The following is a 26,558-nucleotide window of genomic DNA, read 5'->3' on the forward strand; positions in this document are numbered from 1 at the left end:
ACCCCCGAGCCACGTGGTACTTAGGGCGTATTCTCGGAATTTTGATGACGTTTCACCGTTGCCCAAAACACGTCGTCATCAATGTGCTGAACATCCCACGTACCACCAGCGATCGCATGCAACTCGTCGACCACCGCGCTAATATCTACGGTGTGGCTGGCGACAATGTGCTCCTGCACCGCATCCTGCACGTAGGCCTCAACTTCACGCCTATTCGTAAAGGTCACAGCCATCTTCATCACCTGCACTTTCGTCTCGGAAAACTTGTTCCCACCCTACGTCGCAACACACCGAGACAACAGACCCCGTGCGTCCAGAATGCCATCTACCGGAGTCCCTCTCATGAAAATCATTGACCTAAGCCATCCCCTCACCTCAGGGATGCCCGTCTATCCCGGCGATCCACAGGTAACAATCACGCCCGTACTGAATATCCACGACGACGGCGCAGCGGTCGCCCGTGTAGAACTCGGTACCCACACCGGAACGCACCTGGATGCTCCCGCGCATTCTGTCGACGGTGGGCGAACGGTTGAGCAGCTCGATCTCAAGCTGCTCGACGGCGAGGCATATATCTTGCACCTGAAAAAGGGCCGGACCGAACCGCTGCAGGATACCCAGCTCAACGCCTCGGATTTCCAACAGCTTCCTGGCAGACTTCCCAATATTGTGTGTGTCGCTACGGGTTGGGACCAGCACTTCCACACTGTCCTTCGAGAACATCACCCATATCTCGACTTGGAGTTAGCTCAAGAGCTCTGGCATCGGGGTGCACGCGTTCTCGGCGTCGATACTCTCAGTCCTGATCCCACATCAGAACCCTCAGCTTTCCCGATCCACGAGTTCTGGCTGGGCAATGACGGCGTTATCGTTGAGAACCTGCGAGGCCTTACGCCACTCCCACATCAACTAAACGTGACGATTCTGCCCCTACCGCTCGCTGGACTCGACGGTTCCCCGGTCCGTGCAGTTGCCCGCTGCGATTAGCTGCGCGGCTGGATGCCTACCCCAATGCAAAAGACCTCCGAACCGGAGGGAAATCTTCGGGTTCGGAGGTCTTTTCTGTCTGTGCGCGAGGGGGGACTTGAACCCCCACGTCCGTGAAGACACTGGCACCTGAAGCCAGCGCGTCTACCAATTCCGCCACTCGCGCGAGTGACTTGCGCTTCAATGCATCTGCGCTAAGCACGATCTATAGTATAAACACAAACAACCGTTGAACGCTAATCAGTCACCAAGTTTATAAAAATTTCTGGCCCTGACTTCAGGCTTCATGTAATGCTATGACTGATGTGCGAAAATGTAACCACATGTGACAAATATTCGGTGCAGAACTACTGTTGAGTCTTTACCGGTTATCTGCGTGACACGTTGAGAGGAGTGCCGAGTTGGGCATCTTGGATGGTTTAGAGAACATTCTCGAACGTTCCGTGCGCAAAATCTTCTCGGCCGGCGGGTCAAAAGGGATCAAACCGGTCGAAGTGACCAATGCGATGCGCACCGAAATGGACAATCGAGCCGCGACCATTTCGCAAGACCGCACCCTGGTTCCCAACGTGTACACGATCGCCTTTTCGGAAGACGACTTCACGCAGGTACAACAGTGGGGCCGTGCTCTAGCCGAAGAGCTGTGCGACGAGGCAATCCGACATGCCTCGGTGCAGGGCTATTCACTATCCGGCCCCGTGCGCGTGACGTTCGTCTCCGACGATGACGTCGAAAAAGGCAACATGCAGATCGAGTCCAGCACCGAAAGCACGGAGGACATCGATCCGGGCCAACCGATCTCCTACTCGGCAGATAAGCAAGTTTCCTCGCGTCCGGTGCAACCACCACTCGAGATGACCGACCCGAATATGCGGGTCGATCAGACGGATTGGCGTCCGGTCTTAGAAATCGATGGCACCCGCTACGCGATTAATTCATCAGCGGCGGTCATCGGCCGTTCCTCGGATGCCGACATCACGGTGGCTGATCCAGGTATGTCGCGCCGTCATCTTCAAATTAACGTTGCAGGGGATCGCGTCAGCGCCGCTGATTTGGGGTCCACGAATGGTTTTTACGTCAACGGGCAGAAAGCAGCGAACACTGTAGATTTGCATCACGGTGATATTATTACCGCCGGTCGGACAACCATCGTGTTTCGACTCGCCCCAGATACAACAACCCAGACACGGAGGTAGCCCGTGAGCGAAATAGCGATTACAGCGCTGCGTTTTGGGCTCCTCGCCCTGTTGTGGATTTTTGTGTTCTCCGTGATTGGTTCTCAAGGTAAATCGCTGCAGATAGCACGTCCGGCACGCCTAACGCGTCGCAAGGATAAGAAAAATGCTGAAGCCGCCACCAGTACCACCGCGACTCCGGTACCGCAGCGCGCTCTCGCTTCGAAACTCGTGGTAACCGAGGGACCCCTGACCGGACGATCGATTGATCTCGGCGGTCAACCGTTACTCATTGGTCGTGCTCAGGACGCCGGACTGATCCTGGAAGATGACTACGCTTCGGGCCGCCATGCACGGTTATTTCCCCAGGGCAGCCGATGGTTCCTAGAAGATTTGGGTTCGACCAACGGGACCTTTGTGCAGGGCAACCAGCTCACCCGTACGATGCCAATTGACCCGGGTACAGGTATCCGAATTGGGAAAACTGTCATGGAGCTCAAGGCATAACCATGGCCCTCGAGTTAGACTTCGCAGCCCGCTCCGACGTCGGACGAGTCCGTTCAAAAAACGACGACTCGGCTTATGTTGGCCGCTATCTTGCGATCGTCGCCGACGGCATGGGCGGACATGTCGGCGGTGATGTTGCCTCAGCCTCGGTGGTACTTGATTTAGCACCCCTGGACCGGAATAACCACCCTGATCCGGCCACAATTCTGCCCGATGAAATTCAATCGGCGAACCTCATTCTCAATGACCTGGTGCACGATAACCCGAAACTTGCCGGTATGGGCACCACGTGCACGGCCGTGCTCGTGGACCACGACATCATACATATGGCACACATCGGCGACTCTCGTGCCTACCGCATCAAAAACGATACCTTCGAGCAGCTCTCAGTTGATCACACCTTCGTCCAACGCCTCATCGATGAGGGCCGGATTAGCGCCGCGGATGCCGAATCGCATCCGCATAAGAACGTGCTGATGCGGGTCCTGGGTGATGTGGATGCTTCCCCGGAACTCGATGTCACGTCGTTTGCTGCCGAACCTGGTGAGCGCTGGCTGTTGTGCTCGGATGGCCTGAACGCCGTCGTTGATGACTACACCATTGAGATGCTGCTGCGCGCCGATAAAACACTTGAGGATATCGCTCGAGATCTCGTGGACGAAACACTGCATCGCGGCGCACCGGATAACGTTTCAATCGTGGTGTTTGAGACCGCCGAACGCCAGATCACCGCTGAAACTGATCCCAAAACCGACGAGCTGACGGAATCAGCCCGCGAAGTCACCGCGGCACATAACGGCGAATCCGTATCGGCGTCGCTGCTGCGCGCAGATCTTGCATCGCGGCCCCACTTGCTCGTCGGTGCGGCAGAATTGGCTACTGACACCGACCAGATTCCCGTGGTAACCCGCTCGTCGTCACAGAAACGTGCCGCGGCACTCCTCCACGGCGCATCGGATGCCGCGCAACCAAACAACACCCCGCCACCGGCCCAATTAGAAGAGGATGCTGTCCCAACCGGTCGGCGCTCCTGGCCGTTATTGACGATGGTCGGAGTCTTTCTGATTTTATTTGCGACGTCGCTTGCCGTAGGTTTCCTGTGGATTCGAAGCCAGTACTATGTCGGATCCGAAGCCGAGAACGTGGCCATCTATCGTGGCGTGCCGCAGGCGATCGGTCCGGTCGAACTATCCTCGCTCGAAGAAACGACGGAAATCCCACTCTCGCGACTACCCGGATACAGCCGTCAGCGCGTAGAAACCGGACTACCGGCTCAGGATCTCAACCATGCTCACGAAATCCTGATGGACTTAGAAACTGCGCTGATACCTGAGGCTCCACCGGTCTCGCCAGGCGACCAACCGGAGGACACGGACATTCCGATCGCTACAAACGGCGTCTCCGCTTCCGCCTCGATTGCCGGAGCAACAGCCGGCGCCATGGGAGGCAATCAGTAATGGCTCAGACTGATCAGTCACTCAAGAAACCGTTGCGCATCGCCGAATTGGTGCTGCTGTTGGTGTCTGTGGTCATTGGCTCCGGTGCTTATATGCTCTCCGGGCTCGGCATGGACCAAACCATCGACGCCAACTACTGGGTCCAGTTCGGTGTCATGTTGGCGCTGGCCGTCATCTTCCACATCGTACTGCGCTTACGCGCACCGTTTGCCGACCAATACATCCTGCCCCTGGCGTTAACCCTCAACGGGCTCGGCCTGGCCATGATTCACCGGCTCGATCTGGTACCTCCGGGAGATGCCTCGGCCAACAACCAGCTGCTGTGGACGGCGCTGTCGATTATTATCGCCATGGCAATCGTGTGGGCTATCCGCGATTACCGCAATATGCGCCGGTTTACCTATGTTTGGCTGCTGGCTTCAGCGCTACTGCTCATCCTCCCGTTCCTACCGTTTATCGGTATGGAGATTTATGGTGCCCGCATTTGGGTCAACCTGGGTATCGGTTCGTTCCAGCCGGGTGAAGTTGCCAAACTGACGCTGGCCATCTTCTTCGCCTCGTATCTCAGCGCCAACCGGGACCTCATTTTGCTGGCCGGTAAGAAGGTCGGGCCCCTGACTTTCCCACGCATGCAGGACCTCGGGCCGCTCGTCGTGGCCTGGTTGGTTGCCATGGGCGTGCTCATCTTCCAGCGCGACCTCGGCTCGGCCGTCTTGTTCTTCGGGCTTTTCATGGCCGTGATCTACCTGGCAACCTCACGACTGTCATGGATCATTCTGGGCTTCGGTGCCGCCGCAGTCGGCGCAGTAATCGCCGCGAGTCTTTTCCCACACGTTCAGGCCCGCATTGACGGGTGGCTCAACGCCTTTGACATGGACATGATTTACGCCGAACACGGCTCGCATCAGATTGTCCAAGGACTCTTTGGGCTGGCCTCGGGTGGGTTCTTTGGGTCAGGGCTCGGTGAAGGTCGCCCCGACATGGTGTTCGCCGCAAACTCCGATATGATCATCGCGTCGTTTGGCGAAGAACTCGGGCTCATTGGGCTCGCCGCCATCTTGTTGACCTTCTTCCTACTGATCACCCGGATCATGCGTATTGGCCTGTCAGCACGCGATGCCTTCGGTAAGTTGTTGGCCGGTGGGCTTGGCTGCGCGATGGCCATCCAGATTTTCGTCGTCGTCGGTGGTGTCCTGCGTGTGATCCCGCTGACCGGTTTGACCACACCGTTTATGGCCGCCGGCGGTTCCTCGCTGCTCGCAAACTGGATGATTATGGGGCTAGTTTTGTTAATTTCCCACACCGCCAACCGTCCGGTGCAATCCGGTCCGATGGTCAACGCTTCGGGGTTCGGAGCAGGCGTGGGCGATCCGGGACAACCCGTTGGGGCAGGTGAGCGCGAGTGAACGAATCGATCCGCTACGCCTGGTACGGCATTGTCACCATTTTTGTGGTTCTGTTAGGTGCCGCCAGTTATATTCAGGTCATCGGTGCTGACGATCTGCGCACCCACGAGGCCAACACCCGCGAACTATATAAACAGTTTGGTGGACCCCGCGGCCCAATTCTGGTCGAAGGCGAGCCTATCGCCGAATCCGTGCCAAGCGATTCCACCAGTTTCGACTACCAACGCGTGTATCACGACCCGGCTATGTACTCCGGGATCACCGGGTTCTATTCCTTGAACTATGGCCAGACCGGGTTGGAGCAGCGTCTCAACGAATGGCTTTCGGGCACCTCGGATGATCTGTTTGTCGAACGCATCCGGCAGCAACTGACCGGTGAAGAAAATCCGGGTGCCTCGGTTGAACTCACTATCGAACAGGCCGCACAGCAAGCTGCCTTCGACGCACTACCTGAAGGTATGCAAGCCTCGGCCATTATCTCGGAACCCGATACCGGGCGAATTTTGGCCATGGCTTCGCGTCCCAGCTACGACACCAATAAGTTAGCGGTGCACTCGACCACCGAGGCGTCTGCGAATATGGATGAACTCGTAGAGTCCGGCGTCTCGCCGTATAACAATCAGCCGACCTATGAACGCCCGTATCCCGGGTCTACGTTCAAACTGATTGATGCGATCGCCATGCTGGAATCCGGAGAATACACCCCCGGTGGTTCCGTGAACATTCCAAATGAGCTTCCTCTGCCGCAAGCACCCGACAACCCTATTACGAACTTCCGCGGCGGTATTTGTGACCAGCGGGGTTCGGCCGAGTTCACCTGGGTTTTTGCGCAATCGTGTAACACCCCGTTCTCCCAGGCCGCGATGGACATGGGGCAGGACCAGATTCTGGACGTCGCAGAGCGCTTCGGCTTCAACGACGATTCGCTCAACATCCCGTTGTCCGTGAACACGTCGCATTTCCCAACCGAGGACATCGCCGACGCGACACTCGCACAATCCGTCCTGGGTCAGGTTGACGTCCAGGCCACGGCATTGCAGATGAACATGGTTGCCGCCGGTATTGCGAATGACGGCACCGTGATGACACCGCAAATGGTGGATTCGGTGCGCGGCCCAGAGCTCAACCTGCTCGAAGAAACCCAGCCGGAAGTATACTCAGAAGCGATCAGCGAAGAGACCGCAGATCAGATGACGACGATGATGCAAGAAGTCGTCCAATCGGGGACAGCCATGCCAGCTCGCTCATCCATCCCTATCGCGGCCAAAACGGGTACCGCAGATATCGGTACGACAGGCAAAGTGAACTCGTGGATCACGGGCTTCGCACCGGCAGATGATCCCCAGGTTGCGGTAACGCTGGTATACCAAAACACAGACTATTCGGTGGGTAGCCAGCTCACCGCGACGAACCTTAAGACAATCGTGGAGGCGGTGGTCGAACAGTGAGACCAATATCGGGAATGACGCTAGGCGGCCGATACGAACTGACCGATCGTATCGCCATTGGCGGCATGGGTGAAGTGTGGAAAGCACGCGACACAGTGCTCGGCCGCATTATCGCCATCAAAATTCTCAAAGAAGAATACACCGGAGACCCCAACTTCCTGCGACGCTTCCGTGCTGAAGCACAGCACACCGCACTGCTCAATCACCCCGGTGTGGCCAACGTGTTCGACTACGGCGAGGAAGAAGGCTCCGGCTACCTGGTCATGGAACTCGTACCGGGCGACCCCCTGAGCGCCATCTTGGATCGTGAAAAGGTGCTGTCCCCGGATCGCACCTTATCGATCATGGCGCAAACAGCACGCGCGCTCTCAGCGGCTCACGATCAGGGCCTTGTGCACCGCGATGTGAAACCCGGAAACCTCCTGATTGACTCAAAGAATCGGGTGAAGGTCACCGACTTTGGGATCGCTCGACTCGCAGATCAAGTACCGCTGACGGCGACCGGCCAAGTAATGGGCACCGCACAATACCTCGCGCCAGAGCAGGCGACGGGTCAGCAGGCTACCGGTGTTTCGGATGTATACGCGCTGGGTATTATCGGGTATGAATGTTTAGCCGGCTACCGTCCGTTCACGGGTGAATCACAGATCGCCATCGCCCTGGCACAGGTCAACGACGATCCACCAGAACTTCCGGACTCCATTCCCGAGCCGGTTCGGGCATTAATCATGTCCATGCTGGCCAAAGAGCCCGAAGATCGCCCGGCAGATGCCGAAAAACTGGCGACCGCTGCCGAAGCCCTACGCCGCCAGAACACGCAGTCCGCGATCAATGCTGTTCCCGGCATGGTCCCGTTCATCACCGCCGGCGGTTTCGACTCCGATGCCACCCAGGTGATCAACACGTCCGGTTTTGATGGCATGGCAGACCCACATGCCACACAAATCATGTCGCCGACCGAAGAACCATCGAGCACCACCGCGGCAATGCCTGCTGCCCAAGGCGCGGCGCTTTCGGCACAGTCAAACGGCTACGGCGCGGAATCGCTGCCTGAAGACGGCGCCGCAGACTTTGACACCACAGACCAGGAAAAGAAACGCAGTCCGTGGTTCTGGCCGCTGATTGGCGTCGTCATCCTGGCGGCCCTGGTCGGTATTGGTTTATGGGTTTCCTCGCTGGGTTCCGATGAGGAACCAGAACCGGAGCCTTCCGAAACGGAGACCGTTGCGACCGTCGAACTGGTGGCCTCGGACTATGTTGGGCGTGACCTCGAGGAAGTAACTGCCGAACTCGAGGAGCTTGGATTTACCGTTGAGGCTGAGGAGAGGGACGACTCAGAACCATATGGTACGGTAATCGCTTTGAACCCGACCGGCGAAGTGGAGGAAGGCGAGACCATTACCGTGACCTTCTCGAATGCTGCGGAAGTTGAACCAGCACCTGAGCCCGAACCGCAGCCTACTCAGCAACAACCGGAGCCGGAACCCACCACGCAAGCGCCAGAACAAACCACTCAGGAACCAGAACCGGGCCCAACGACTCCGGAAGAGACCCCGCAAGATCCAACCACTCAGGCCCCTGAACCAGACCCGACCACGCCGGACACCGAGCCAACGCAGCAATCACCAGAGAACTCGCCTGCTGACGAAGCCAACGGTGGCCCAAACGGCAACCAGGGCGAGCCAGGTAACGGTCAAAGCGGCGAAGGCGAGGGCGACTCACCGGCCGTCGAGAGCGCTTCCGGTCCTACAACTTCCCCAACCAATGGCGCTGGAAACGCGGCCTAGCGTCTCATAAGGAAAACCGTGTCCCAACAACGCATTATCAATGGCCGTTACGAAGTCGGCGAACTGATAGGAAGAGGCGGAATGGCCGACGTCTATCTCGGCCGTGACGAACGCCTGGGCCGAACCGTCGCCATCAAAATGATGCGCGCCGACCTGGCCCGAGACCCGCAATTCCAGACGCGGTTCCGTCGCGAAGCACACGCTTCAGCGGCACTGAATCACCCCAATATCGTTGCGGTTTTCGACACCGGGGAGGAACAGCTACCCGAAACTAACGGGCAGCCCGGTGTGGCCTGCCCGTACATGGTCATGGAATACGTTGACGGCGACACCCTGCGGGCACTGTTGCGCAAAGACGAAGTCACCATTGATCAGGCCGTTGCCTGGACCGAAGGCGTCCTCGCAGCCGTCTCCTACTCGCACGACAACGACATCGTCCACCGCGACATCAAACCTGGCAACGCCATGGTCGATCGATCCGGCGCCATCAAAGTCATGGACTTCGGTATCGCCCGGGCGCTCTCCGACACTTCGGCGACGATGACCCAGACCCAGGCCGTGGTCGGGACCGCACAATACCTCTCCCCCGAACAGGCTCGCGGCGAATCGGTCGACTTCCGTTCGGACCTCTACTCGGTGGGCTGTGTACTCTTTGAACTGCTGACCGGCAGACCCCCATTTGTTGGTGACTCGCCCGTTGCGGTCGCCTATCAACACGTTCGTGAAGAACCGCCGGCCGCGACCACACTGGTCCCCGAAATCAGTCCAGCTCTGGAATCCGTGCTCACAAAATCGTTGGCCAAAAACCGCGAAGACCGGTTCCAAACGGGTAAAGAATTCCTGACCGCGCTGCGTGCCGCACACTACGACGGCATTGCGATCAGCGAAGACGAATCCACCACCGTCATCCCACCAGCCGTGTTGCCTGCCGATACTGAGCCAACCCAAGCGATGGGGGCGATATCGGCCAACAATTCCGACTCCATTTTTGAACCACGCGAGGAACTCCCCGAGCGTTACGAAATGACCGGCGAAATGGACGCCGTCGATGACCCCAAACCGGATCGCAAGAAAAAGCGTCGCCGCGGATGGCTTATCGCTCTGCTGCTCATTTTACTGCTGGGCGGCGGCGCATTTGCCGGCTGGTGGTTCTGGAATGAAGCCGAGCAACAGCGCATCGAAGAAAACCAGGTCGAGGTTCCTGATGTGTCCGGTATGCCTGAAACCGACGCCCAAAATGCGCTGACCACCGCCGGGCTACGACCCATCCTGGAATACGCGCATAATGACGACGTTGAACGCGACCGAGCAATTGGCACCGATCCCGCCGCCGCAACGACCATGCAGCGCTACGACGAGATCACACTCAATATTTCACTGGGTCCAGACCAAGTCGAAATCCCCGGCAATTTGCAGGGCGCCTCCGAAGCAACCGTGCGTGACACGCTCGAAGGACTTGGCTTGACCGTCTCGGACGTTTCTTACGTCAACTCCCCCACCATCCCGCGCGACCGACTCGTCGACACCAACCCTGCTTTAGGCTCAACCGTGGCCTACGGTTCGACCGTTGCCTTGAAAATGTCATCGGGCGAGGTTGAAGTCCCCGACGTTATGGGAATGCAGCAGGAAGAAGCCGAAAATACGTTGACTGCCGACTCGGTTGGGCTCAGCGTCGAAATTGCCGACGTGAGCAACGACGATCCTGACATGGTTGGTCAGGTCGTCAACCAGTCCATCGAGCCGGGAGAAACCGCTTCCCAGGGCGAAACGATTACCCTTGGTATCGCCGGGGAGCCCGAAGAGCCCTCGGAAGAGCCCAGCGAGACTGAATCACCCAGCGAGGACGACTCAGAGGATGCTTCCGATGAGCCGTCGGACGACGAGTCGCCCACCCCGACCGACTCGGAGTCTGCCAGCGAAGACGAAAGCTAACCGATTAGGAATCGGCCAGCATATCCAGCACCATCGGTTTGACCTTGGTCCCGTAGAGTTCGATCGATTCCATCATGAACTCGTGCGGTAGCCGGCCGTTGCCGTACTTCATACCAAACCGCGTGGCACCGATTGCGCGAATGCTGTCGGCAATCTTCCGGGCAACCGTTTCAGGTGAACCCAGGTGCAGGGCTCCGTGGCGAATTTCCTGGGCAAACTGATCCGGTGAGGGCTGTGGCCAACCGCGTTCACGCGCCATATTTGACATCGAGTGGTGCCAGTACGGGTAATAACGTTCCATGGCTTCCTCATCGGTGTTGGCCACAAAACCGTGAGAATGCACGGCAATACGGCGCGGGTCGAAACCATTGTTCGCAATGTGTTTCCGGTACAGTTCCGCAAACGGTGCGAAGCGTTGGGCTGCCCCACCGATAATGGCCAGTTCCAGACCCATACCGTATTTGGCGGCCCGAATAGCCGAGTTAGGCGAGCCACCAACAGCAACCCAGGTCGGCAGACCATGTTCGTGGGCCGTCTTTGGGAAGATCGAATAATTCTCGAGTGCGGCACGCTGTGTTCCGGACCATGTAACGGGTTCTTCACGGCGGAGGTGGTCGAAGAGTTCAAGCTTTTCTTCAAACAGCACTTCGTAATCGCTCAGGTCATAACCGAACAGCGGGAAAGACTCGATAAAACTACCGCGCCCCAGCGATACTTCAGCCCGCCCCGAGGTGATGCCATCGAGTGTGGCAAAGCGTTGATGCACGCGTACCGGATCATCAGAAGACAACACGGTAACCGCGGAGATGAGTTTAATGCGTTCGGTTGGGGCTCCAATGCCGGTCAAGACGACGTCTGGGGCCGAGACAGCATAATCGGGACGATGGTGCTCACCAATACCGATCACGTCGATACCGACCTGGTCGGCCAAGACACCTTCGGCTACAACATTGCGAAGCACTTCGGGATAGGACAGTACACGGGTGCCCTCGACGTCCTGGGTGATGTCTCCGAACGTGTGAAGACCGAACTCCACGACGCCATCGTCAAGTGATGCAGCGTGGTGGTTGGATGGATTTGGGGTAGGCGCAAAATTGGTCATATCTTGAACAACCTACACCACCGCAAATACATTCCTTCAAATCTGAACTACTCGACGTCCATTGTTGCATCGGAGAAGAACCCAAATTCCGCGACCCAGGGATAGACGTATTCCATCAGCACGAACACGACGGCCGCTAATCCCACCAGGGTCAGGATCCAGCGGAACCACGTGGGGCCGGGCAACAGGTGGAAAAGCCAGGCGTACATTAGTTCTCCTCGAAAAGCTGCTCGGGTACGGTATCGGCGATCTCATCTGGTGCACCGTCATTGACTGGCACAAACTCTACGAGCTCGGCGTGAGTGATCATGCGCTCCAGTACGGTATAGGGCGGATGACACGTTGTCAGCGTCAGCCACTGCCCCGCGGGCTCAGCCGAGATGGGATCCGTGGGGTTGGGGGCGAGGACACCGACGTCGGTGGGCTGCACGATATGCACCTGGCGGGTTTCATAGACCCACCAGCCATTGGCAGTTTGCAAGTAGAGCCGATCGCCGTCTTGCAGCTGATCCATGTCCCATAACACCGCACCGTAGGTTTGGCGGTGACCGGCCAAGGCGAGATTGCCGTCTTCCCCGGGACGCGGCGAGGAATCGTATCGGCCCAGGACAGCCGAATCAATTTCGGTTCCGGTCCCGTCGAGCACCGGAACCGAATAATCTGACCCAAAGCGTGGAACGTAGAGCATGCCCCAGGGGTCGCCGGTGGTCACATCAGCCGGCACTGACGGATCGGGCCCAGAACCGTCAAACCCAGCGTCGTGCTGGGCATCGAAGTTTTCAACGATGGTGTCTCGGTGGGCTTGGGCCTCACGGTTAGCGCCGAGGTTAGTCCAGTACAGCTCCCACACCACAAACAGTAGGACGAATAGTCCGGCGGTGATGAGCAGTTCGCCTATCACGCCGAGAAATGTTGGACGCGGCGGACGGCGCTTTGGGGTGGCGCGGCGCTGCCTCCGTGATGGCGGCCGGGAACCGGCGTATGACATGTTGGGTCCTTGATCTCAAGATACGCTGCGGCACAGAATCCGTGCACGTAGAATACTGTCAGTAGTATACGCACCCCTCTTGAACAGGACACGCATTGGCATCATCGAAGAAGCGCCGTAACAAGAACACCGAACTTTCAGAGTTGGACGCGGAAATCATGGCCGCCGACGACCAGCCCGCGCCACTTCCAACCTGGTATAAGGCTGCCATGTTCGGGCTGTTGATCGTGGGGTTGCTGTGGATTATGGTCTTTTACCTTGCACCCGGTGGCCAGTTCCCCATCCCCGGTATCGGTGGCTGGAACATTATCGTTGGATTCGGTTTAGCAATGGTCGGATTCATCATGATGACCCGCTGGCGCTAAGTTTCCCACAACCTCCCCACAGAAGATCAGAGTTACACACATGTAACTCTCCACATTGTGGATGATTATGTGGATAACTCTGGGGATATCCTGGGGACTCCACACAATCTATGCTAGTTATCCACAAAAACTGTGGACAACCATGTGGATTGCCTGTGGGCACAGCTGTGGATTCTGGGCCGCGCTTGTGTTATCCACAGCGGCGAAACGGATTATCGCGCCAAGACCGATTGGGCGTCAATCAACAGGGCACCAATCACGGTGAGTGCGATGAGTACCACCGCGACGACGACCAACCCGAGCCAGGTTCGCCGGTGCAATGCTTTGCGCGTTTCTGGAGTGGTCACGCTGGTTCTTTGTTTCCGGTCGGCGATCAGGGCCGGGACTGAGGCGCCCAGACCGGTCAGGAAACCGCCGAGGTGGCCCTGCCAGGAAATGCCGGCACCGAGGAACGAGAAGGCAAAGTTGATGACAATGAGAACGGTAATGCCACGTGTATCGGCACCCATGCGTCGTCCAATCATCCACAGTGCAGCGAAGAGTCCATAGACCGCACCGGATGCGCCAACAACAGCCGAGTTCGGGGCAGCTAAGAAGAGTACCGCCACTGCCCCGCCAAGGGCAGACAGCACATAGATCGCCACAAATTTGGCGGCGCCGAGAAATTGTTCAATTTGGCGGCCAATCATCCACAGCACTGCCATATTCAGCACGAGGTGGATGGGCGAACCCATCGAATGCACTAATGCGGACGTCAGCATACGCCAGGGCTGGAAGAGGTTCTGCCCGGTGAGCGCCTGCATTTCCAGCGCCACCGCCGAGGTGTGCAGTGGGGAGTATAAGAACAGCTGGTAGATATCCGGGAAGCCAGGAATCAGCTGACCGGCCCACTGCAGGCCGTAGACCAGCGTGGTCAGGCCAATAATAATGTAGGTGGCCAAGGGGACAGCCCGACCATGCCGATCAGTAAATTTAGGGGCCCGTTGTTCACGGGGTAGTGCACGTTGGTGTTCGCGCACGCAGTCAACGCAGAGCACTCCGACTTGGGATGATCGTTGGCAATCACCGCACACGGGCTGGTTACAGCGTTGACAACGCACAAATGCCACCCGGTCCGGGTGCCGTGGACACACCGGCTGTTCTGCCGAAGGATCGTGATAGGCACCAAATGATGGACCGGATGACATTATGAGCGGGAGTTCCTTAGAGTTCGGTAATTTCGATGGTCTCGATGATGACGTCGTTCACTGGCTTATCCTGTGGACCAGTTGGCACGGTGTTGAGTTCATCAACAACCTTGCGGGAGTCGGCATCAAAGACTTCACCGAAGATGGTGTGGCGGTTCTGGAGCCACGGGGTTGCCACCGAAGTGATGAAGAACTGCGAACCGTTGGTGCCCGGGCCTGCATTGGCCATGGCCAATTTGTATGGTTCGTTGAAGTCGAGTTCTGGGTGGAATTCGTCTTCGAACTGGTAGCCTGGTCCGCCGATGCCGCGACCCAGTGGATCTCCACCCTGGATCATGAAGTCAGCGATAATGCGGTGGAAGATGGTGCCATCGTACAGCGCGACACCGCTCTTCTTTTCACCGGAGGCTGGGTCGGTCCATTCCTGGGTTCCGGTTGCGAGGCCAACAAAGTTGTTGACGGTCTTTGGGGCGTGGTTGCCGAAGAGATCGACGACGACGTCGCCGCGGTTGGTTTTGATAACTGCTTTATGCGTAGCGATACTCATGAGGGTTATTCTTCCATCATCTGTCTGCATCGTGTGGTCTTGAGTCTGCGCGAGTCAGGATTCATTCGCCCATGGCCTAAAGAGATCCAACGCGTGGGGCTCAAATCATGGCGAGAGACCGTCGGACAGCGTACTCTAGAGGGTAGTCAATCCCTACTCTGGAGGTACATATGCTCGGACGTTCGAAGTCCAAGACACCAACCCTGACAGACACCGTCTCTGAAGCTGCAGAGCATGTCCGTCACTGGGCAGAAGATGTTTGGCAGGATTCCGCAGATCGCGCCGCTCCGGTCGTTGACGCCGCGTCCAAGAAAATTTCCGAAGCCGCACATAAAGTCGGCGACGCGGCCAACAACTTCCAGCACAAAGTTCAAGACGACTACATCCCAGCTGCCGCTGGTCAACTAGCGCCGGTTGCTGCTGGTAGCGCCAAGGCGATCAAAGACGCCGACCTCCCTGATTTCGTCAACGACTCGATCACTCGGGTCACGGGGAACAAGAAGTCCGGTCGTCGTCTGCAGAAGGCCGCTTCGAAATGGGCCAAGGATGCAGAAAAACAGTTGAAGAAACAGTCAAAGAAGAGCAAGAAGTCCGGTCGCGGACTCCTTGTCGTTGGTATTACAGTAGCGGCTGCCGGTGCAGCCTACGCCGTCTGGCGGTTGTCCCAACCGGTTGAGGATCCGTGGACAAACCCCACACCACAGCCGCTTACAAGCGCTGAATAATACGCATAAAAAACCCGGCCTGTAGAACAAACGCTCTACAGGCCGGGTTTTTTGTGTTCAGAACCTAGAGTTCATCAAGTTCATCCGTTGTAGCGGCACCACCGGTACGCACCCATTCATCCACTTCGGAAGCCTTGAATTTCCAGAGGCGCCCAATTTTATGAGCCGGCATAGAACGATCATTGATCCACCCATAAATGGTGTGTTTGGTGACTCCAAGGTGTTCAGCGATATCGTCAGCGGACATCCAGGCTTCAATCATGGTGGCTCCTTGAGCTATAGGTAAGCATGCTTGACTATTATGTTAGCTCAACATACCTCGCGAGTATAGTCTTACCCACATGACTGAATACCCCACAACATGACAATGGGCTATTTTGCATACTTGAAAAGTACACAGAAGTGCCCCCAACAGCATGACAACACTACGGCTTTGAAGTAATTTGACTCCCTGCTCACGGAATGTCCGGACGTCTCCGATTCGGCAAATGACACTTCAGGTGCAGCGCTCCTAGTGTTACCAGCATGACCTCGTCAACACTAGTCTGCTCATAGCAGTCGCATAGCAGCACCGACATCGGCCTCACCAAACTGCAGAGCGAAAGCATACGGCCTACCGAGCCTGGCCGCCAGCTGCGCTGAATACGGCGACGAGCCGAGAATCCGCAGTTCAGGACTGACCTGCGGTGCAGCCAGACGATTTTCCGCGTTTTGCCACGGCCCAGGCACCGCGTGCACCGCACTGTAGGGGTGCTCGGCGGGGAAGTTATCAGCCAAGAAGCCCATGAGTTCCTCAACCTGCTCCGGGAAATGGTCATTGGCCTGGTCGTGCCGGCGCAGTGCCGCAGTAGTTGCCATATCGGTACCTGGCGCGCGGCGGAGACCCAAATCGATCCGCCACGGAGCCAGTGCATTGAGCATGCCAAACTGCTCGGCTATAACCAAGGTGCATAGTGGGACAACATGATGCCGCCAGCGCCCCGTCGGATGCGCCGCCTCTTCCCAACGAGGCGAGCCAGCATGAGCTGCGGAGAGGAAGTGGCGGCACCTGGCATCGCGTGGTGCTCCGACATCCAAAATCGGTGCTAACCGAACTCATCAGCGCGCTGGGTTAGGCGAATCACTTCTTCGAAGGACTCCTCCACGGGCTGCCCCACGGCTGTATGTGCGTTGTCAAGCACCGACCAATACGACGATGCGTTGACCAGTCCAGAAACATCGACGAGCTGGCTGATCTCCCACCTGCTCGTGGCCGAAGATACCCAACTGCTCCCCTACTGTCAGAACCAACTGACGGGCCTACGCGTCCATGTGCGCGCCCTCTTTGAAGCAGCAGTACAAAACAGGCCACCATCTGCAGCGATCGTAGATGCGGTGAACGGCAACATGCAGAAAATTTCTAGCGCTCCTGCTCTGTGCTTTAACGAGAGCCAGGGGTTCTTCCGACAGCACACCCACCCGGTCACCCAACTTGTTGAACACGCTATGGCTCTCATTGCCGATGATGCAGCGGGACTTTTGGCCGGCGACGACGCCGACCTGCTTGCGCAATGTCAGTCCGAACCTTGTGATCGGTTTTACCTGCGTACCCACGCTCGGCGTCGATGGTGTTCTACTCGGTGTGGCGATCGGGCACGTGCTGCACGAGCCCATGCGCGGAAGTACCACCAACCCGAGGGCAACTGAACCCCTGTGTCAACGTCGGTCATACATGCGAGGATGGATTCGTACGCGATTCCCTCCGGCAGAGGAGCACACAGTGACCGTCCCAAAGAAAGTCGCCATCACCGGTGCCGCCGGCCAGATCGGCTACAGCCTGCTATTTCGTATCGCATCCGGTGCACTATTCGGCCCAACAACGCCTGTCCAGTTGCGCTTACTCGAGATCCCAGCCGGGTTGAAGGCACTCGAAGGCGTTGCCATGGAACTCGACGACTGCGCATTCGACCTGCTGGACTCCGTTGAGATCGGCGACCAAGCCGAACACATCTTCGACGGCGCCAACCTGGCTTTATTGGTCGGTGCCAAACCACGCACCAAAGAAATGGAACGCAAAGATCTCCTGGACGCCAACGGTGCGATCTTCACCGAACAGGGCAAGGCCCTCAACGCTGTCGCAGCCGACGATGTCCGCATCGGCGTCACCGGTAATCCGGCGAACACAAACGCTTTGATTGCTCAGCAGAACGCCCCGGATATTCCTGCGAAGCGTTTTAGTGCGCTGACACGTTTGGATCATAACCGGGCGATTGCACAATTAGCTCATAAGACCAATGCCCGGGTCAGTGACATCACGAACATGACCGTTTGGGGTAACCACTCGGCGACCCAATATCCTGATCTATCGCATGCCAAGATCAACGGCCGCAGTGCAGCCGATCTCGTTGATGATCAAGACTGGGTCGAAAGTACGTTCATTCCAACCGTTGCCCAACGCGGCTCGGCCATTATTGAAGCCCGCGGTGCTTCATCAGCAGCATCGGCCGCTTCGGCCACCATTGATGCGGCCCACGACTGGTTGCTCGGCACCCCTCACGGCGACTGGGCTTCCATGGCCGTGATCTCCGATGGGTCCTATGGGATCCCGGAAGGGTTGATATATTCCTTCCCGGTAGTCACTCACGGGGGTGACTGGGAGATCGTGCAAGGACTCGACATTAGTGAATTTAGCCGCGCGAAGATGGATACCAGCGCAGCTGAGCTGGAAGAAGAGCGGTCGGCGGTCACCGAACTGGGCTTGATCTAAAACCGCTCTAAGCTGGAGGTATGGAGCAAACCAATCTGTTGAATAGGACTGCGCTGTTATTCGAAGGTGGCGGCATGCGCGCCTCCTACACCTCGGGCATGGTGGTGGCCCTGCTCGAAGCAGGAATCCACGCTCCCTTTGTCGCCGGGATCTCTGCTGGGGCATCGAATACCGCAAACTATCTATCCCACGATGGACCGCGAGCGCGAGAGTCGTTCACAGACTTTGCTGCTGACCCAAATTTTGGTGACTGGCGCACCTTTCTGCGGGGCAAAGGCTTATTCCACGCCGAATACATTTATGAGCGCGCCGGGCAACCGGGCATGCCGCTGCAGTTTGATTGGGACACGTTTCTGAACAATCCGGCACAGTTTCGCGTGGGCGGCTTTGATATTCGTTCGGGTGAGACGGTGTGGTGGGGTAACGACGACACCCCGACCATGCCGAAACTGATGCGTGCCGTTCGGGCGTCGTCAACCATGCCGATTGTGATGCCGCCGGTCGAAATCGGTGGCCGAACCTATGTGGATGGCGCGTTAGGTACCGACGGGGGTGTGCCATTGAGCGTCGCCGAAGCCAACGGTTATGATCGGTTTCTCGTCGTGATGACCCGAGAGCGTCACTACTTCAAGAAGCCCGAGAAATTCCCGAAGTTCTATCGCACATATTTCCGCAAGTACCCTGCCGTGGCCGATGCGCTGCTCACCCGGTGGTGGCGATATAACCAGACAAAGGAAAAGCTTCTTGAGTTACAGCGCGAGGGCAAAGCCTACCTATTTATCCCGGAAGTCATGCCGGTCGCTAATGGTGAGCGCGACGTGCGCAAACTCAGTGCCACACATGAACAGGGGTTGGCACAGGCACGTCGTGAGATCCGGGCGATCAAAGAGTTCCTCGGCCTGGCCTAAATTGTGCCTGACAAAACCGCGCGGCAGCCATTAGTCCGTCTCGCGGGCCGCCCGGGCAGAGGCAACATCATCGACAATGATTATAATATGGCGCAGGCTCGAGATCAGCGCACCGTAAGTGGGCCACTGGATTTTTGGCAGGTTCTCAGAATCGGACATATCCTTAGATAATTGTCTCAGACGCTCATAGAGCGGCTCGACTGATTGATCAGGGTCGGCCACCGCGTAGCCAACGTCGCGGGCGATTTCGACCCACCCGGTGCGGAATCGCTCATCCCACGACCCCTCGTTGTAGGTAGCCTCGCGCAGCGTTCGTGTCAGATTGCGCAGGTGCGAGATGCCTTCGTCCACCCTAGTGAGGATTTCTTCGTAACTCACGTCGTCCCGTTGCCATTTTGGACGACTTCGGAGCAGGGTTCGCGGATTCTCCCGTTCCGCCTCCCGCGCGAAGCGAACCGTCTGCCAAGCGGAGCGGAGCTCATCGTTCATGGATTCGGTATCGTTCAACCATTCGTCCGCGCCATCGGTGGTCCAACCGTCGGAGAACTCATCGGCCATTTCCACCAAGACCGTACCCATCCGACGATTAATATTATCCACGTACCGGGCTGCCTGCCGATTCTGTAACGGGGGGACAACCAGCACATTCACCGCGATACCGATCGCGACACCCACGACGAGCTCCAAGAGACGATCCGTAAACATCGGCTCATCCGAGGTGAGGATAAAGATAGCGGAGGTGGCGATAGCGACGCCCTCATCCCGAATCCACGACAGTCGCGCTCCGAGCAAACCAACCAGCACGGCCAAGCCAAATGACCAGATAGTGACGCCAAAAAAATAGATGATCGCAAAGGCCAGCCCCATGCCAATGGCTGACGACGCGGTTGTCTGTGCTCCCCTGGACAGGGAACGGTGCACCGTAGCGTGAACCGTCAACAAGGCGGTCCACGGCGCCATGAACGCTACATCACTGTCCAAGACCCCGACCGACAGAGCCCACGCCGCCGTCGCGGCGATGACACCCTTGGCGGCCAACAACATGTCCGATGTGGTCTCGGGTTGCCGCAATCGGTGCATAATTTTGGCACCGAGTGAGGGCTGTTCATCCTCGTCACGTACCAAATCCTCGTCTGATGATCCTGAACGATTTTTGTCGCGTTGCATGAGCCCTCTCATTTCATTCAGACAGCGTGGTGCCACTAACCCTAAACGCGTTTTATGCTTGGGTCATGACTTCAGCAACGACACATGTAGCAGACAGCTTCGACACCCTGCAGGTAGCCGGCGCTCGAGAAAATAACCTCCGCGATGTCACGGTTGATATCCCGAAACGTCGGTTGACGGTTTGTACCGGGGTGTCAGGTTCTGGGAAATCATCGCTGATCTTTGGGACAATCGCCGCGGAGTCCCAGCGCCTGGTCAATGAGACCTATTCGACGTTCGTGCAGGGCTTCATGCCACCCACAACGCGTCCGCAGGTGGACCGGTTGGCGGGGTTAACCACCACGATTGCGATCGACCAGGAGTCGCTACCTGCCAACCCACGTTCGACGGTCGGTACGGTGACCGATGTTCATGCCCTACTGCGCATGCTGTTCTCCCGGGTCGGCACTCCGCACATCGGTGGCCCACAGGCCTTCGCGTTCAACGTCGCCTCTGTGCAAGCCTCCGGACGGATCACCGTGCAAAAGGGCGACCAGCCAGTGTCTCAGCATCGCGATTTCAGCATGAACGGTGGCATGTGTCCCGCGTGTGAAGGTCGTGGCGCCGTCTCGGATTTTGCCTTGGAGGAGCTCTACGATGCCGAGCGTTCCCTGGCCGATGGTGCGCTGAAAGTGCCCGGCTACTCCATGGACGGCTGGTATGGGCGCTTATTCAAAGCCGCCGGGCTCGACATGGAGAAACCGATCGCCGGATATAGTACCGACGAGTTGGATCTGCTGTTGTATTCCGAGGCGATCAAGGTGAAGTTCGAGGGGGCCAATTTGACCTACGAGGGGTTGATCCCCCGAATTCGCAAGTCCATGTTGGCTAAAGACCGCGAAGCGATGCAGACTCACGTCCGAAAATTTGTGGACCGAGCGATCGTTTTTGCTCCCTGCACGGCCTGCAACGGTACCCGGCTCAACGACACCGCCCGTTCGGTGACCATCGATGGTGTGAATATTGGTGAGGTCGCCTCCTAGCCGGGGCCGAGCCACTGTTGGCAACGCTGCGGCATCTATTACAGGGGTTCGCGGATATCGGCCTGGGGTATCTCGGATTGGATCGCCCGTCGGGCACCCTATCGGGTGGTGAGGCACAACGGGTGAAAATGATTCGTCAGCTGGGATCGCCACTGACCGATGTCACGTACGTTTTTGATGAACCAACCGCGGGACTCCACCCGGCCGATGTGCAGCGTATGAACGACCTGCTGGTGCAATTGCGCGACGCTGGCAACACGGTGTTAGTGGTTGAGCATAATGCCGATGTCATTGCGATCGCCGATCACCTCATCGACATGGGTCCCGAGGCCGGAACACGCGGTGGCACCGTGGTGTATGAGGGTGGGCTCGACGGTTTGCGCACCGCTGGAACCATAACCGGCAATAGCCTGGACCACCACTGTGTGATCAAAGACGAGTTCCGCAAACCAACCGGGCAGCTGGCCATCGAGCACGTCAGCCAACACAACCTGCACGATGTTTCGGTCAACATTCCCACCGGTGTACTCACCTCGGTCACCGGTGTGGCCGGCTCCGGAAAATCCACACTACTGGCGGCGGGCCTCGCCGAACGCGAAGACGTGGTGGTCATCGATCAGACACCAATCCGCGGATCTCGTCGTTCTAATCCGGCAACCTATACGGGCGCACTCGATGCGATTCGCAAGGCCTTCGCCAAGGAACACGGGGTCAAACCCGGCCTGTTTTCTGCCAACTCAGATGGAGCATGCCCCGAATGTAAGGGTGCGGGCGTCATCTATCTGGACTTTGGATTCATGCTCGGCCAATCAACAGTCTGTGGCGCATGCCAGGGTCATCGTTTCAATGACGAAGTGCTCGGCTATAAACTCGGCAGCAAGAACATCGCCGATGTGCTGGAACTGCCAGCCGAAGACGCCCTAACCTATCTGCAGGAGACAAAAATTCCTGCTGCCGCCAAAATCGCGCAACGATTCATTGACGTCGGTCTCGGCTACGTGCGGTTAGGGCAACCGCTCACCACCCTGTCCGGCGGTGAACGTCAGCGGCTCAAATTGGTGACCAGTCTGGGCAAACCGGCCGATATCTATGTGATGGACGAGCCCACAACCGGCCTACACATCGCCGACGTGGCCCGCCTGGTGAACCTGTTGAACACGATGGTGGATCAGGGCACGACGGTGATTGTCATTGAACATGATCTCGACGTCGTCGCAGCCTCCGACTGGGTCATCGATATTGGTCCGGGTGCTGGATCTGACGGCGGAACAATTATCTTTGAAGGCACCCCGGAAGCGCTAACGCGGGCGGATACTCCTACGAGCCGACATTTATCGCGCGCAGCCGTCTCGACGAGCTCCTAGAATGGACGGGTGCTGACTACCGAATTTGAGACGAACGTTGTCCTAGCTGCCGAGCAGTGGCATCCGTTGGCGCAGGCTCACGAGAAACGTATCGCCGCCTATACTGACCCGCTGATAGCTTTGCACAAGCGCGGGATCAAGCATCCGGTGCATGATTTTCTGTTCTCCTACTATTACCTCTCGGCCGGTGCGCTGAAGCGCTGGCATCCCGGGGCGGGAACTGTCATTGCCAATCCCAGCGACCGTACTGCGGGGCCCCAGGCGAGAACCAAGTTTTATCGCGAAGTGCCTGCAGCCGAGGGATTACCGCAGGGCGGCTGGACGGTAGACGTAGCCGAGTTTGTGCAGCAACGCGCAAGGCTGTTGGACTTTGCATCCAAACTCTTGCCTGCCACTGAAGCGCGCCCCGCCACCCTGAGCTGTTTTGGGTTGCACGAGTGGGCGATGGCCTATCGTTCGGATACACATGGGGTCCGACATGCTGCAGTACCGCTCCGACTGGGTGCTGAGGGTACCGATGAGGTTGTGGAGTCGCATAAGATCTCGTGCTCGCACTACGATGCGTTCCGTTTCTACGCACCGGAAGCTCGCGGCATGAATCAGCTGCAACCGGCACGAGACACCATGGTTCAGATGGAACAACCCGGCTGCCTGCACGCCAATATGGACCTCTACAAATGGGCGACCAAGCTCATTCCAGCAATCAGTTCGTCCTTAGTTGCCGACTGTTTCGAGTTGGCCTGGGACATCCGCGTGGTCGACATGCAGGCCTCGCCCTACGACCTCGCCGATTGGGGTTTTGCTCCCATTCGTATTGAAACCGCCGAGGGCAAGGCGCAGTACGTTAAGGCACAACGGGCATTTTCCGAACGCGCCCAGGTACTGCGCCGCCGCCTCATCGACGTTATTTGGCGAATTTGATGAGTCGTTTGTTGACGAACTCATCCATCCCGTAGCGACCGAGTTCACGGCCGACACCGGATTGTTTGACGCCACCGAACGGTAGCTCAGCAGAGGTCTTGGACGGTTCGTTGATATAGACCATTCCGGTCTGGATCTGCCCACCAACGCGGCGAGCGCGATCGGCGTCGGAAGCCATCACGGATGCTGACAGACCATACGGGGTATCGTTGGCCAGTTTGATGGCTTCCTCTTCGTCTTTGACCTTGTAAACCATCGCGACGGGCCCGAAGAGCTCTTCGGAGTAGGCACGCATGCCCTTGGTAATCCCGGTCAGCATGGTTGGCTGATACCAGGCGCCACCACGGGCATCGTAGTCACCGCCTGCATGGACGGTAGCGCCCTGGCTGATCGCATCTTGAACTTGTTCATGCAGACCATCAGCCGCTGACGCCGAGGACATTGGGCCGATAAAGGTGTCCTCGTCGGCCGGGTCTTTGAGTTCCAGCTTGTTGACGGCTTCACTGAGTTGCTCGACAAATTCATCGTACATATCTTCGAGCACAATGATGCGTTTGGCAGCGTTGCATGCCTGGCCGGCGTTGGCCATCCGGCCGATCAATGCACTCTTGACGGCTTTGGGGAGAATGTCGCGGTCCAGCACCAAGAATGGGTCGTTCCCGCCGAGTTCCAGGACCACTTTCTTCACGTATTCCCCGGCTTTGGCGGCGACGGCTGAACCTGCTCGATCGGAACCGGTCAGGGAAACACCCTGCACCTGCGGGTTCGGGATAATACTGTCGGCGACCTGCTCGTTCGACGCATAGATGTTGGTGTAGGCACCCGTTGGGAAGCCGGCTTCATGGAAAATGTCTTCCATGACCTGGGCTGATTCGGGGCAAATCTGAGCGTGTTTGAGCAGCACCGTGTTACCGATCATCAGGTTCGGCGCAGCAAAGCGTGCCACCTGGTAGTACGGGAAGTTCCACGGCATGATCCCCAACAGCACACCATACGGTTCATTCTGCACATACGCTGAGCCGCTCTTGGCGTCCTCGACGGGCTCGTCTTCCAAATATGTTGGCCCGTTGTCAGCGTAGTAACGATAAATATCGACGACGATACCCAGTTCTCCGCGGGCCTGTTTGACCGGTTTGCCCATCTCACGGCCAATGATTTCGGCTAGCTCGTCGGTGCGGCGTTCATAGATGTCGGCCACGGTGTTCAACAGCTTCGCGCGTTCTTGTGGAGTCGTTTTGGACCAGGTGGCAAACGTCTCGGCAGCTTGATCGATGATCTGAGTGAGCTGCTCATCGGTGTGTTCAGGAAATTCTTTCTCGACTTGTCCGGTAGCAGGATTCGTTACCTTGTACTTCGTCATGAGCACTTCCTTTCATCATGGTGCCGACTCGCGGCGCTCATTGGGCGCAGGCTGAAGTCAGCACTCTTGAAGTTCAGACTCACCGACCAGTCTTCTAGATTTGTCCGGTATCAACAACAGCTCATGCCTCGGCGCGAACCAGCGGTGAGTCTTGGCACATTAGAACAGCTCGACAATCCCGGTAATCACCGACAACACCGCACCCGTCATCGCCAGCACGACCACGATGCCAAAGACCACCTTGTCATTCACCTTGCCCACCGCGCGCTGGCCAACCAGCATGCCCAGAGCGATACCGACCGCGGCCAGGACCCACATCCACCAGTCCAATGGCGGGAGCGTGGACCCCATAAACGTGGACCGGCTGATCAATACAGCGGTACAACACAGCACCCAGATCGGTTGCAAACTTGCGGCAAACGAGGCAACCGGCCAACGGGATAGCACCCCGAAGATCGTCATTGCTGGCCCACCGATGCCAGCCAGCACGCTCCCAGCGCCGGCACCGACACCGGTCAACACCTGAGCCCCGCGACCGGTGACCGGCTTCGCACTGCCCCGCATCAGGAGCGCGGCCCCCAGTCCGATAATCACCAGCACACCGACCAGCAGGTAAATAATCGACCCGTCGATCATCGTGCCAACCCAGGCGGCAACCGGGATCGACAACATCGCCGGTATGCCAATCCAAAACACCCGACTCCAGTGAATATCCCGCCACATGCCCGGCAGCATGAACAGTGAGGCAATGACCGCTAACGCTGTGATGAGCATGATTCCCTGGTGAGTTCCCAGCACGACGACGGCGAACGGCGCCGAAAGCATGGCGAATCCCAGGCCGGTGAGACGCTGCAGGGCAGTGGCAATAAAGGTCAGCAGCAAGATGCCTATGATCACGACAAGGGAGCCTTCTGTTTCGAGGATGTTGCTCTGACCAGACTAGATGATGCGATCGCGCTGGGAGCAGAGGCGTTCAGCCACGAACGCAGTCGTCTTGCCAGTGCTGCAGCCGTGAGGTTGACTGGTTTTGAAACCAGTCAACCTGTAAGGAATGATAATGAGCGTAGAAATTACCGACCACATGGCCGAAGTCCTTAGGGAACAACTGGCATTTATTGCCACCACGAGTCCGGAGGGCGTCCCCAATGTTGGGCCGAAAGGCTCGATCGGTGTCTACGACCACACAGCGCTGGTGTTCGATGAAACGACCGGCGGCACGACCCTGAGCAATATTCAAGAAGGCTCCCCCGTCATGATTGCCGTCGTGGACCGAGCGTGGAAAAACGGGTACCGGTTCACCGGTCGCACCGAAATTCTCGACGCCGGTGCTATCTTCACCGACCGGGTCCAGGCTCGCGCTGATCGAGGAAAAACAGCGCAGATCTGCAGCGTGCTCGTCCACGTCGATTCGGTCTCAACGTTCCGGCCCGTCTAAATAGTCCGTCGTAAAACCCACA

General features: G+C 57.7%; 27 protein-coding genes, 1 tRNA gene and 1 pseudogene. 17 read left to right on the plus strand and 12 right to left on the minus strand.

The window, feature by feature from the left end:
* Positions 1 to 20: 20 nt before the first annotated feature.
* Positions 21 to 233 (minus strand): hypothetical protein, encoded by a 213-nt coding sequence (locus tag G583_RS0104685; RefSeq protein WP_156832047.1) that lies wholly within the window; start codon positions 231 to 233, stop codon positions 21 to 23.
* A gap of 109 nt (positions 234 to 342) precedes the next feature.
* On the opposite strand from G583_RS0104685, the gene G583_RS0104690 reads away from it, so the two are divergent.
* Complete coding sequence (locus G583_RS0104690; RefSeq protein ID WP_022870037.1) at positions 343 to 987, plus strand: cyclase family protein; 645 nt, start codon at positions 343 to 345, stop codon at positions 985 to 987.
* 82 nt (positions 988 to 1,069) lie between these two features.
* Here the strand turns inward: G583_RS0104690 and G583_RS0104695 are convergent.
* Positions 1,070 to 1,153 (minus strand) — tRNA-Leu (locus G583_RS0104695).
* Positions 1,154 to 1,388: 235 nt separating this feature from the next.
* Between G583_RS0104695 and G583_RS0104700 the strand changes: the two genes are divergently transcribed.
* Genes G583_RS0104700 through pknB form a run of 7 tightly spaced genes read left to right on the plus strand, consistent with a single transcriptional unit; the run spans position 1,389 to position 10,699 of the window.
* Positions 1,389 to 2,183 carry an FhaA domain-containing protein gene (locus G583_RS0104700; protein ID WP_022870038.1) on the plus strand — a complete coding sequence of 265 codons (795 nt, stop codon included), beginning with the start codon at positions 1,389 to 1,391 and terminating at the stop codon, positions 2,181 to 2,183.
* 3 nt (positions 2,184 to 2,186) lie between these two features.
* The gene (locus tag G583_RS0104705; RefSeq protein WP_022870039.1) at positions 2,187 to 2,669 is read left to right on the plus strand and encodes an FHA domain-containing protein FhaB/FipA; all 483 of its coding nucleotides are present in this window, start codon (positions 2,187 to 2,189) and stop codon (positions 2,667 to 2,669) included.
* Positions 2,670 to 2,671: 2 nt separating this feature from the next.
* Entirely contained in the window at positions 2,672 to 4,126 is a 1,455-nt protein-coding gene (locus G583_RS0104710) for a PP2C family protein-serine/threonine phosphatase (protein WP_022870040.1), read from the plus strand.
* Positions 4,126 to 5,532, plus strand: a complete 1,407-nt coding sequence (locus tag G583_RS0104715) for an FtsW/RodA/SpoVE family cell cycle protein (protein WP_022870041.1) — start codon at positions 4,126 to 4,128, stop codon at positions 5,530 to 5,532. Before G583_RS0104710 ends, G583_RS0104715 begins: the two co-directional genes overlap by 1 nt.
* Positions 5,529 to 6,980 carry a penicillin-binding transpeptidase domain-containing protein gene (locus G583_RS0104720; protein ID WP_022870042.1) on the plus strand — a complete coding sequence of 484 codons (1,452 nt, stop codon included), beginning with the start codon at positions 5,529 to 5,531 and terminating at the stop codon, positions 6,978 to 6,980. The genes G583_RS0104715 and G583_RS0104720 overlap by 4 nt, the downstream gene beginning before the upstream one ends.
* Positions 6,977 to 8,767, plus strand: a complete 1,791-nt coding sequence (locus G583_RS14385; protein ID WP_022870043.1) for a protein kinase domain-containing protein — start codon at positions 6,977 to 6,979, stop codon at positions 8,765 to 8,767. Before G583_RS0104720 ends, G583_RS14385 begins: the two co-directional genes overlap by 4 nt.
* 18 nt (positions 8,768 to 8,785) lie before the next feature.
* A complete protein-coding gene (gene pknB, locus G583_RS14390) occupies positions 8,786 to 10,699 on the plus strand; it encodes a Stk1 family PASTA domain-containing Ser/Thr kinase (protein ID WP_022870044.1) in 1,914 nt (637 codons plus the stop codon).
* 4 nt (positions 10,700 to 10,703) lie between these two features.
* Here pknB and G583_RS0104735 read toward each other — a convergent pair whose 3' ends face one another.
* Genes G583_RS0104735 through G583_RS14395 form a run of 3 tightly spaced genes read right to left on the minus strand, consistent with a single transcriptional unit; the run spans position 10,704 to position 12,789 of the window.
* Complete coding sequence (locus G583_RS0104735; RefSeq protein ID WP_022870045.1) at positions 10,704 to 11,801, minus strand: LLM class flavin-dependent oxidoreductase; 1,098 nt, start codon at positions 11,799 to 11,801, stop codon at positions 10,704 to 10,706.
* A 47-nt stretch (positions 11,802 to 11,848) separates the two neighbouring features.
* A complete protein-coding gene (locus G583_RS16780) occupies positions 11,849 to 12,010 on the minus strand; it encodes a hypothetical protein (protein WP_022870046.1) in 162 nt (53 codons plus the stop codon).
* On the minus strand, positions 12,010 to 12,789 hold the full coding sequence (locus G583_RS14395; RefSeq protein WP_022870047.1) for a class E sortase: 780 nt from the start codon (positions 12,787 to 12,789) through the stop codon (positions 12,010 to 12,012). Before G583_RS14395 ends, G583_RS16780 begins: the two co-directional genes overlap by 1 nt.
* A gap of 95 nt (positions 12,790 to 12,884) precedes the next feature.
* On the opposite strand from G583_RS14395, the gene G583_RS0104750 reads away from it, so the two are divergent.
* A complete protein-coding gene (locus tag G583_RS0104750) occupies positions 12,885 to 13,154 on the plus strand; it encodes a cell division protein CrgA (RefSeq protein WP_022870048.1) in 270 nt (89 codons plus the stop codon).
* Between the two features lie 212 nt (positions 13,155 to 13,366).
* Here the strand turns inward: G583_RS0104750 and G583_RS14400 are convergent, their stop codons facing one another.
* Both G583_RS14400 and G583_RS0104760 read right to left on the minus strand, forming a co-directional pair.
* Positions 13,367 to 14,173 carry a rhomboid family intramembrane serine protease gene (locus G583_RS14400; protein ID WP_051129599.1) on the minus strand — a complete coding sequence of 269 codons (807 nt, stop codon included), beginning with the start codon at positions 14,171 to 14,173 and terminating at the stop codon, positions 13,367 to 13,369.
* Between the two features lie 184 nt (positions 14,174 to 14,357).
* Positions 14,358 to 14,888, minus strand: coding sequence for a peptidylprolyl isomerase (locus G583_RS0104760; RefSeq protein WP_029629270.1), 531 nt, complete (start codon positions 14,886 to 14,888; stop codon positions 14,358 to 14,360).
* Between the two features lie 170 nt (positions 14,889 to 15,058).
* Between G583_RS0104760 and G583_RS14405 the strand changes: the two genes are divergently transcribed.
* Complete coding sequence (locus G583_RS14405) at positions 15,059 to 15,613, plus strand: hypothetical protein (RefSeq protein WP_022870051.1); 555 nt, start codon at positions 15,059 to 15,061, stop codon at positions 15,611 to 15,613.
* Positions 15,614 to 15,677: 64 nt separating this feature from the next.
* Here G583_RS14405 and G583_RS0104770 read toward each other — a convergent pair whose 3' ends face one another.
* Positions 15,678 to 15,875, minus strand: a complete 198-nt coding sequence (locus tag G583_RS0104770; RefSeq protein ID WP_022870052.1) for a helix-turn-helix domain-containing protein — start codon at positions 15,873 to 15,875, stop codon at positions 15,678 to 15,680.
* Between the two features lie 287 nt (positions 15,876 to 16,162).
* Positions 16,163 to 16,534, minus strand: a complete 372-nt coding sequence (locus G583_RS16900) for an LLM class oxidoreductase (protein ID WP_051129600.1) — start codon at positions 16,532 to 16,534, stop codon at positions 16,163 to 16,165.
* Positions 16,535 to 16,566: 32 nt separating this feature from the next.
* On the opposite strand from G583_RS16900, the gene G583_RS16905 reads away from it, so the two are divergent.
* The 4 genes from G583_RS16905 to G583_RS0104790 are packed head-to-tail and all read left to right on the plus strand — an operon-like array spanning position 16,567 to position 19,267.
* Entirely contained in the window at positions 16,567 to 16,728 is a 162-nt protein-coding gene (locus G583_RS16905; RefSeq protein ID WP_245540573.1) for a hypothetical protein, read from the plus strand.
* 55 nt (positions 16,729 to 16,783) lie between these two features.
* A complete protein-coding gene (locus G583_RS0104780) occupies positions 16,784 to 17,299 on the plus strand; it encodes a CGNR zinc finger domain-containing protein (RefSeq protein ID WP_022870053.1) in 516 nt (171 codons plus the stop codon).
* 25 nt (positions 17,300 to 17,324) lie between these two features.
* Complete coding sequence (locus G583_RS0104785) at positions 17,325 to 18,359, plus strand: malate dehydrogenase (RefSeq protein ID WP_051129601.1); 1,035 nt, start codon at positions 17,325 to 17,327, stop codon at positions 18,357 to 18,359.
* A 20-nt stretch (positions 18,360 to 18,379) separates the two neighbouring features.
* Positions 18,380 to 19,267 (plus strand): patatin-like phospholipase family protein, encoded by an 888-nt coding sequence (locus G583_RS0104790; RefSeq protein ID WP_022870055.1) that lies wholly within the window; start codon positions 18,380 to 18,382, stop codon positions 19,265 to 19,267.
* 30 nt (positions 19,268 to 19,297) lie between these two features.
* Here the strand turns inward: G583_RS0104790 and G583_RS0104795 are convergent, their stop codons facing one another.
* Entirely contained in the window at positions 19,298 to 20,434 is a 1,137-nt protein-coding gene (locus G583_RS0104795) for an aromatic acid exporter family protein (RefSeq protein ID WP_022870056.1), read from the minus strand.
* Between the two features lie 65 nt (positions 20,435 to 20,499).
* Here G583_RS0104795 and G583_RS14415 point away from each other — a divergent pair.
* Positions 20,500 to 22,820 (plus strand): annotated as a pseudogene (locus G583_RS14415) (ATP-binding cassette domain-containing protein).
* 9 nt (positions 22,821 to 22,829) lie between these two features.
* Positions 22,830 to 23,741 carry a hypothetical protein gene (locus G583_RS0104805; protein ID WP_022870057.1) on the plus strand — a complete coding sequence of 304 codons (912 nt, stop codon included), beginning with the start codon at positions 22,830 to 22,832 and terminating at the stop codon, positions 23,739 to 23,741.
* Here G583_RS0104805 and G583_RS0104810 read toward each other — a convergent pair.
* Positions 23,725 to 25,101 (minus strand): NAD-dependent succinate-semialdehyde dehydrogenase, encoded by a 1,377-nt coding sequence (locus tag G583_RS0104810; protein WP_022870058.1) that lies wholly within the window; start codon positions 25,099 to 25,101, stop codon positions 23,725 to 23,727. The two genes, G583_RS0104805 and G583_RS0104810, sit on opposite strands and share 17 nt — an antisense overlap.
* A 159-nt stretch (positions 25,102 to 25,260) precedes the next feature.
* The gene (locus G583_RS0104815; protein ID WP_022870059.1) at positions 25,261 to 25,998 is read right to left on the minus strand and encodes a sulfite exporter TauE/SafE family protein; all 738 of its coding nucleotides are present in this window, start codon (positions 25,996 to 25,998) and stop codon (positions 25,261 to 25,263) included.
* A 160-nt stretch (positions 25,999 to 26,158) separates the two neighbouring features.
* On the opposite strand from G583_RS0104815, the gene G583_RS0104820 reads away from it, so the two are divergent.
* A complete protein-coding gene (locus G583_RS0104820; protein ID WP_022870060.1) occupies positions 26,159 to 26,536 on the plus strand; it encodes a pyridoxamine 5'-phosphate oxidase family protein in 378 nt (125 codons plus the stop codon).
* Positions 26,537 to 26,558 lie beyond the last annotated feature (22 nt).

The organism is Yaniella halotolerans DSM 15476 (genome assembly GCF_000420805.1).
Lineage (GTDB): Bacteria > Actinomycetota > Actinomycetes > Actinomycetales > Micrococcaceae > Yaniella > Yaniella halotolerans.